The following is a 7031-nucleotide window of genomic DNA, read 5'->3' as shown; positions in this document are numbered from 1 at the left end:
CCGCGGCGACGGCGTTCGGGGCGAGCACCACGTCGGCGTCGACGAACGCCAGCATCTCGCCGCGCGCGGCGGCGGTGAGCTGGGCGCACGCGTGCGGCTTGCCCAGCCACCCCGGCGGCGTCGCCGCCCCGGTCAGGATCTTCAGCCGCGGATCGTCGCCCGCGGCCCGGCGGACCACCTCGGCGGTGCCGTCGGTCGAGCCGTCGTCGAGAACGAGGATCTCCACATCGGTCAGACCGCGCTGGGCCAGCACCGACCGAATCGTCGGCGCGATGCGGTGCGCCTCGTCGCGCGCGGGGATCAGCACCGACACCACCGTCCCGACCGGAGCGGGATCGTCGGGCAGCCGGCGCAGCAGCCGGAGATTGACCAGTTCATGCGCGGTACCCAGGCAGGCGAGCGCCGATCCGGCGGCCACGACGGCGCGTAGGATTTCGGCAGGGCGCGCATCGGGCACCTGCAAACTCTACGCAGGTCGACGATGCCCGGCGAAGGAGCCAGCGTCAGCGGCATGCGCCGCGACGGCTGACAGACTGGAACAGTGGAGGTTCGGCGGGTGGCGGTTGCGGTGCCCCTCGCGCCCGTGCGCTCCGGCCAGGCCGTGTGGACGCTGGTCGCGTCCGCCATCGTCGTGCAGATCCTCTATCCCCTGATGCCCGAGGCGTGGCGCACCGAAGTGACCGTGCTCAGCGTCGCCATCTTCTTCCTGGCCTCGTTGGCCGACGCCGGCCGGGTGCACGGGCTGCGCGGGGCGCTCACCCTCGCCGTGGTCGCCGGCGGCGGTGGTCTGGTGGCCGAGTCCGTCGGCGTCGCCACCGGGTGGCCGTTCGGGCACTACGCCTACACCGGGACGCTGGGACCCGAGCTCGTCGGTGTCCCGGTCATCGTGCCGATGGCCTGGGTGATGATGGCGTGGCCGGCGCTGGTGGTCGGCCGCACCCTGGTGCGGCGCGGCCCCGCAGTGGTGGTCGTCGCCGCGTACGCGTTGACGGCCTGGGACGTGTTCCTCGACCCGCAGATGGTTGCCGCGGGCCATTGGACGTGGCTCGACCCGCATCCTGCGTTGCCGCTCATCCCGGGCATCCCGATGTCGAACTACGCCGGGTGGCTGCTGGTCTCCCTGGTGATGATGACGGCCCTGCACCTGCTGCTGCGGCCGTCGCGCGCCTCGTCGCCCTCATGGCCGGCGGCCGCGCTGTACCTGTGGGTCTATTTCTCCTCGGCGATGGCCCACGCCGTCTTCTTCGGCCTGCCCGGCTCCGCGCTCACCGGCGGCGTGCTGATGGGTGTCGTCGCCGTGCCGTTCGCCATCGAAGTGGTCGCCCTGCTGCGACGAGCCCGCCGGCAGCCACCGAGCCCTGAGGAGCCGTCGCCATGAGCAATGCCCTGACCAGTCGCGCCGCACCGCTGCGAATGCGTCCCCGGGCTCTCGTCACACCCGACCCGCTACAGCCGCGTGAGGCGCCCGAGGGCACCGAGGCGGTGATCGTCGGCGGCGGAATCGCGGGCGTCTCCGCGGCGGTCGTCCTCGCCGAGCGCGGGGTCGCGGTGACGCTGCTCGAGGCCGCCGATCACCTCGGCGGACGGTTGGGCGCGTGGCCCGAGCGCCTTCCCGACGGCTCCGAGCAGATCATCGAGCACGGATTCCACGCGTTCTTCCGGCACTACTACACGTGGCGGGCGATCCTGCGCCGCGCCGACCCCGACCTGTCGTTCCTCGCGCCGGTGAAGAGCTACCCCGTGATCTCGGCGGACTGGCCCGCCGAGGACCTGTCCGGGTTGCCCGCCGCGCCGCCCCTGAATCTGCTCGCGCTGGCGCTGCGCTCCAAGAGCCTCACCCGCCGCGAACTGATGACCGCCGACGCCGACACCGGGCGGGCGTTGCTCGCCTACGACCGGGCGACCACGTACGCCGAGTTCGACGACGTCGACGCCGCGACGTTCCTCGACGGGTTCGGGATGACCGAGCGCAGCCGCACCATGCTCTTCGAGGCCTTCGCGCGGTCGTTCTTCTGCAACCAGGGCCAGCTCTCCGCCGCCGAGCTGGTCGCGATGTTTCATTACTACTTCCTCGGCAACCCCGAGGGCATCGGCTTCGACGTGCCCGACACCGACTACGCCACCGCGATCTGGAATCCGCTGCGGCGCCACCTCGAGCGGCACCGCGCCGACGTGCGGCTGGGGGCGCGTGTCACGTCGCTGGAACCGCAGGGCCAGGGCTGGCGGGTGTCCACCGACGGTGAGGCCCTCGACACCCGGCACCTGATCCTGGCGCTCGATCCCGGGGCCCTGACATCGTTGGTCGGCGCCTCGGCAGCGACCGCGCAGGCCGCCCCGATGCTCGCCCGCCGCTGCGAGAACCTCACCGTCGCACCGCCGTTCGCGGTCAGCCGGATCTGGTTCGACCGCGACGTCGCGCCGGACCGTGCCCCGTTCAGCGCCGTCAGCGGACAGCCCACGCTGGACTCGATCGCCGTGTACTCCCGCCTGGAGGAGCCGAGCATCGCATGGGCGCGCGCCACGGGCGGTTCGATCGTCGAGCTGCACTCGTATTCGTGCCGCCTGCCCGACGCCGCCAGTGCCGCCGCCGCGCTGCGCAGCGAACTGGCCATCCTGTGGCCCGAGACCGTCGACGCGACGATCCTGCACACCCACGACCGGCTCGAGGCCACCGCACCCGCCTTCCCGCCGGGCTCGGCCGGGACGCGACCGGGGGTGCGCACCGATGCGCGCGGGCTGCGTCTGGCCGGTGACTACATCGACACGCGGTATCTGTCCGGACTCATGGAACGTTCGGCCATGTCAGGTGTTCTCGCGGCCAACGATGTGTTCGCCGAACTCGGCGTCGCGGCCGAGCCGATCCTCGGGGTGCCGCAGCGCGGCCTGCTGGCCGGGGTACCGAGCATCGGCGGCCGGAGCAGCCGTACGCGACGGTAGCGCGGATCTCAGCGTCCGGGCAGCCGCGTGGTCACCTCCTGCAGCACCCACTCGTTTCCGTCCGGGTCGCCGAACGTCGCATGCGAGGCGTAGCTGCCACCCTCCGCGCCGGGCCCCGCGACGCGACCGACCGTCCCAGCCCGCTTGAACACTCCGGACTCGTCGTGGAACACCTCGCTCACCTCGACGCCGCGGGACAGCAGTTCCTCCCGGGCGGCCCGGATGTCGTTCACCACCAACAGCAGGCCCTCGACCGAGCCGGGAGTGGCAGCGGAGACCCCGTCGCCGAAGATGACGGAGGCAGGCGAGCCGGGCGGCGTCACCTGGACGATGCGGTAGCCGTCGGTCACGGCGAAATCGGCGTCGAGACGCCAGCCCAGCCGATCGTGGTAGAAGGCCAGTGCCTTGTCGACGTCCGAGACGGGCACGATGACGACCTCGAGTTTGAATTCCATAGCGATGCAGCCACTTTCGTGATTGGCGTCAGAGCCGTGGCGGAACGCGGTTCGACGGTGTTCTGACCGGCGTCTGCCGGAATGCCCCTGTAACGCGGCATGTGGGCCCCGCATTCCCGGCGTTCGTCGTAGGCTCGCTCACCATGGCGATGGCGTCACCGTCGGCGGTTCTGGCAGCTGAGCGACGTAGCTTGTACACCTACATGGTCACCATGCTCGGGCTCGCCGTCGTCGGCTTCGCCGTGTACGCCGTCACCCGTGTCTCGGCGACCCAGCTCGACGGCGTGATCTCACTGATCAACGCCGCGGCCGCGTTCATCGCGGCGCGCCTGGCGGTGGCCTCGTCGCGTCCCCCGGATGCCGAGAACCCTTATGGCCGATTGGCGTTGGAGAACCTGTATGCACTGTTCCGGTCTCTGATGATTCTCGGTGTGGTTCTCGTCGCCGTGGTGACCAACGCGATCAAGGTGATCGACTATCTCGTCACCGGTGAAGGCAGCGAGCCGGAGTTCGGGGTGGCCGCGATCTACACCGCCGTCGTCGCCGCCATCGGGCTCGCGCTGATGGCCAACCACCGGCGTAACAACCGTTCCGTCGGTGACGGGTCGGCCCTGCTGCGCGTCGAGGCGAACGCGGCGAAGATGGCGAGCTTCATCAGCGCCGGCATCTGCGTGTCACTGGTGATCGTGGCGGTCATTCCCGACGGCACCGCCATCACCTCGGATCGGTTCAACGTCAAGGACATCGCCGACAGCATCATCGTGCTCATCCTGTGCGCCGTCCTCGTCGCCGACCCTGTCCGCGAGATCCGTCTGGAATTCGGCCGGCTGTCGGGTCGCCGCTCCGACCCTGACCTCGACGCCGCGGTCCGGGCGGCCATCGAGGCGGTGTCCGAGGAGCACCGCCATGAACTCGACCACGAACTCAGCCTCGTCGACGCGCTGGCCATCAGCCGCGGCAAGACCACCGAGGTCGATCTGCGGGTGTCCTACACCGGCACGATGTCCGTGGCCGAACAGGATCAGCTGCGGGCCCGCACGCTGGACGAACTCACCACCCGGGTGGGGCCGATCCGGCTGACCCTGGTGTTCAGCGCCTATCCGATCCACGGCATCCCCGTCGTCGCCGGTGACGGGTGATGAGCCGGGCGATCAGCCGAAAAGTGTTCGAGCGTCGGTGATCCGGTACTCGGTCACCGACCCGGACCGAATCGCGGCCCGCTGCTCTTCGCTGGGGCCGCTGCTTCTGAACGCCTCGACCGCGGCTGTGGATTCCCACCGCTCGTAGACGTTGATCCGGCCCGGGTCCACCGGGTCCGCGCAGATCGCGAAATCGCGGCAGCCGGGCGCTGCCCGCGCCTGCCGCACGACGGTGGCGCAGCCCGCGAGGTAGGACTCGCGGTCGGCGGGATCGACCACGAGGTGTCCCGCGACGATGATCATCTGCGCGCTTGTCGGTTCGTCCATCACCAAGGATGGACCGCAGCGGCGCCCCGCAGTCATCGCCGAGCGGCGGCTGCCCTACTCGTCTTCCCCGTCGGACCTGCTCAACGCCTTGTCCGCGCTGCGCACGAGATTTCGGTTGAACTGGTACTGAGCCGCGACGAGCTTGTCGGCGAGCTCGATGGCGGCGTCGACGATCTTGTTCCGCAGCGGCTGGACTGCTTCGGGAACCGCCTCGTCGACCGTCTGGCGGAAAAGTCGCAACGCCTCGGCGACGGCGTGCTGGCCGACCTTGGCCGACTCCCGGACGTCATCGAGTAGCTCGCCGGAATGTGTTGCGGGCTTTGGCGTTTCAGATACCTGGGTCATCATGGGTCCTTTCGAGCGGTGTTGTGTCCCACGCTCGACGCTAGGCGCGCACACCCCGTCGCGGTACGGACCAAGGTCCTCAATGACCCGCCGACGGTCTGCAGGGTTCCCGACAGTCAGCCGCCCAGTTCGGTGACCGCCGTGTCGAGCGCCGCGGCCTGCACGGATAGTTCGGATTCGCCGAGGTCTGTGGCGCCGCCGGTGCGCTCGAGCAGGTCCGCCCGCGAGATCACCTCCATCGCCCCGCGGAACGCGTCGTCGTCGAGCGCCTTCGGCGTGATCACCTCGGCGCGGCCCTCGATCAGCACCAGCAGTGCATCGGGGTCCGCGGTCAGCAGGCGGCGCACGTCATCACTCGAGATCGTCATTCCCGCCGGGGGCGAGTCATCGACCGTTTCGTCGCAGTTCGTCCACGTGTAGAGCTGCTCGGGGGAATTCGCGGCACCGAGCATGAACGCCCGGTGATAGCGATTGGTGCGCGCGATCGTGGCCAGCCAGGTGGCCACGGTGCTGACCCGGTTGCTCAGACCGGTGAGGAACGCGATGTGCAGCACCCCCCAGGCCAGCCAGCCCGGGAAACCCGACAGCTTCAGCCGGCCGACCTGCAGCAGAGCGTTCCCGTGGCTGATGTAGGCCGCCGAACCGAGGTCGCGGTAGCGGTAGTCACGGCGGGGCCGGCCCGCTAGTTCCCTGCGGACGCAGGCGGCGACGTGCAGGCCGCCCTGCATGGCGTTCTCGGCGACACCGGGCAGGTTGTCCCGGCCGACCAGATCGCCGATCACGAAGATCTCGGGATGCCCGGGGACCGACAGGTCGGGCCCGACGGCGATCCGGCCTGCCCGGTCGGTCGTCACCCCGAGGATCTCCGCGACGTGCCGGGCGAACGGCACAGCCTCCACGCCCGCGGTCCACAGCACCGTGCGGACCTCGTAGTGCTCGGCCGCGCCGCCGCCCTTGGGGGTGACGGTGACCCCCTCGCGGCGCACATCGGTGACGTGCACGCCCATGTGCAACTCGACGCCGAGCTTCTCCAGGGTTTTGGTGGCTTTCGCCGACAGGTCCGGGGCGAACGTCTTGAGCACCCGATCCCCACCGTCGAAGAGCAGCACCCGGGCGTCCTCGGGCTCGATGCTGTGGAACTCGTTGGCCAGCGTCTGGGTGGCCACTTCGCGGATCTGCCCGGCCAGTTCGACGCCGGTCGGCCCGCCGCCGGCGACGGCGAAGGTGAGCCATGCGGTGCGCTCCGGACCCGGCGGCAGCGTCTCGGCGATCTCGAACGCGGTGAACAGCCGCTGCCGGATGCTCAGCGCATCGTCGAGGGTCTTCATGCCGGGCGCCCACTGCGCGAAGCTCTCGTTGTCGAAGTAGGACTGGCGCATCCCCGCGGCGATGACGAGCACGTCGTAGTCGAGGGTGAACCGCGACTCGTCGGGTCGAATCGCGGTCAACCGGCGTGCCCGCGGATCGAGCTCGACGGCCTCACCGAGCAGGATCGTCACATTGCGGTGACGCGCGAACTCCTCACGCAGCGGACGACTGATGTGGCCGATGCTGAGCTTGCCCGTCGCGCACTGGTACAGCAGCGGCTGGAACAGGTGTCCCGCCGCGCGGTCGAGCAGGGTGACGTCGACGTCCGCCCCGCCGAGCCGGCGCGCGCAGAACAATCCGCCGAACCCTCCACCGATGATCAGCACCCTCGGGCGACCGTTGCTCACCAGGGAAGGCTAATTGTGATGTCCAGGGAGGTTGGTCAGTCGGGTGACCGGTGGCTGTCCTCCGATGGCGGAGTGGGCTCGGTGGTGATTGTAGAAGTGCAGCCAACCCGGTA

At 70.0% G+C, this 7031-nt stretch carries 7 protein-coding genes and 2 pseudogenes; 3 read left to right on the top strand and 6 right to left on the bottom strand.

Translation table 11 applies throughout. The features are described from left to right. The coding region (locus MCHUDSM44219_RS26000; protein ID WP_201778180.1) for a glycosyltransferase family 2 protein at positions 1-457 on the bottom strand (457 nt) is incomplete at its 3' end. A gap of 99 nt (positions 458-556) precedes the next feature. Between MCHUDSM44219_RS26000 and MCHUDSM44219_RS25995 the strand changes: the two genes are divergently transcribed. Together MCHUDSM44219_RS25995 and MCHUDSM44219_RS25990 are read left to right on the top strand one after the other, a co-directional pair. Further along, positions 557-1378 (top strand): carotenoid biosynthesis protein, encoded by an 822-nt coding sequence (locus MCHUDSM44219_RS25995; RefSeq protein ID WP_048421164.1) that lies wholly within the window; start codon positions 557-559, stop codon positions 1376-1378. Next, complete coding sequence (locus MCHUDSM44219_RS25990; protein ID WP_053081393.1) at positions 1375-2937, top strand: FAD-dependent oxidoreductase; 1563 nt, start codon at positions 1375-1377, stop codon at positions 2935-2937. The genes MCHUDSM44219_RS25995 and MCHUDSM44219_RS25990 overlap by 4 nt, the downstream gene beginning before the upstream one ends. 8 nt (positions 2938-2945) lie before the next feature. Here MCHUDSM44219_RS25990 and MCHUDSM44219_RS25985 read toward each other — a convergent pair whose 3' ends face one another. Then, positions 2946-3392, bottom strand: a complete 447-nt coding sequence (locus MCHUDSM44219_RS25985; RefSeq protein ID WP_048421160.1) for a VOC family protein — start codon at positions 3390-3392, stop codon at positions 2946-2948. A gap of 143 nt (positions 3393-3535) precedes the next feature. On the opposite strand from MCHUDSM44219_RS25985, the gene MCHUDSM44219_RS25980 reads away from it, so the two are divergent. Further along, the gene (locus tag MCHUDSM44219_RS25980) at positions 3536-4531 is read left to right on the top strand and encodes a cation transporter (RefSeq protein WP_131722353.1); all 996 of its coding nucleotides are present in this window, start codon (positions 3536-3538) and stop codon (positions 4529-4531) included. 12 nt (positions 4532-4543) lie between these two features. Here MCHUDSM44219_RS25980 and MCHUDSM44219_RS25975 read toward each other — a convergent pair whose 3' ends face one another. The 4 genes and pseudogenes from MCHUDSM44219_RS25975 to MCHUDSM44219_RS29645 form a co-directional block, all read right to left on the bottom strand. Further along, the gene (locus MCHUDSM44219_RS25975; RefSeq protein ID WP_048421163.1) at positions 4544-4834 is read right to left on the bottom strand and encodes a putative quinol monooxygenase; all 291 of its coding nucleotides are present in this window, start codon (positions 4832-4834) and stop codon (positions 4544-4546) included. A 78-nt stretch (positions 4835-4912) separates the two neighbouring features. Then, positions 4913-5203, bottom strand: a complete 291-nt coding sequence (locus MCHUDSM44219_RS25970) for a hypothetical protein (RefSeq protein WP_048421162.1) — start codon at positions 5201-5203, stop codon at positions 4913-4915. 395 nt (positions 5204-5598) lie between these two features. Further along, positions 5599-6918: pseudogene (locus tag MCHUDSM44219_RS25965) on the bottom strand (NAD(P)/FAD-dependent oxidoreductase); the annotation flags it as partial. Between the two features lie 9 nt (positions 6919-6927). Continuing rightward, positions 6928-7031, bottom strand: a pseudogene (locus tag MCHUDSM44219_RS29645) (IS481 family transposase); the annotation flags it as partial.

The organism is Mycolicibacterium chubuense, from assembly GCF_001044255.1.
Lineage (GTDB): Bacteria > Actinomycetota > Actinomycetes > Mycobacteriales > Mycobacteriaceae > Mycobacterium > Mycobacterium chubuense.
Note: the sequence above shows the minus strand (reverse complement) of the source record. Positions and strands in the feature narration are given on the sequence as shown.

Coding starts and splice junctions, on each gene's coding strand:
- MCHUDSM44219_RS25990 (WP_053081393.1), top strand. CDS start 1,375: ATGAGCAATGCCCTGACCAGTCGCGCCGCACCGCTGCGAATGCGTCCC.
- MCHUDSM44219_RS25985 (WP_048421160.1), bottom strand. CDS start 3,392: ATGGAATTCAAACTCGAGGTCGTCATCGTGCCCGTCTCGGACGTCGAC.
- MCHUDSM44219_RS25980 (WP_131722353.1), top strand. CDS start 3,536: ATGGCGATGGCGTCACCGTCGGCGGTTCTGGCAGCTGAGCGACGTAGC.
- MCHUDSM44219_RS25975 (WP_048421163.1), bottom strand. CDS start 4,834: ATGATCATCGTCGCGGGACACCTCGTGGTCGATCCCGCCGACCGCGAG.
- MCHUDSM44219_RS25970 (WP_048421162.1), bottom strand. CDS start 5,203: ATGACCCAGGTATCTGAAACGCCAAAGCCCGCAACACATTCCGGCGAG.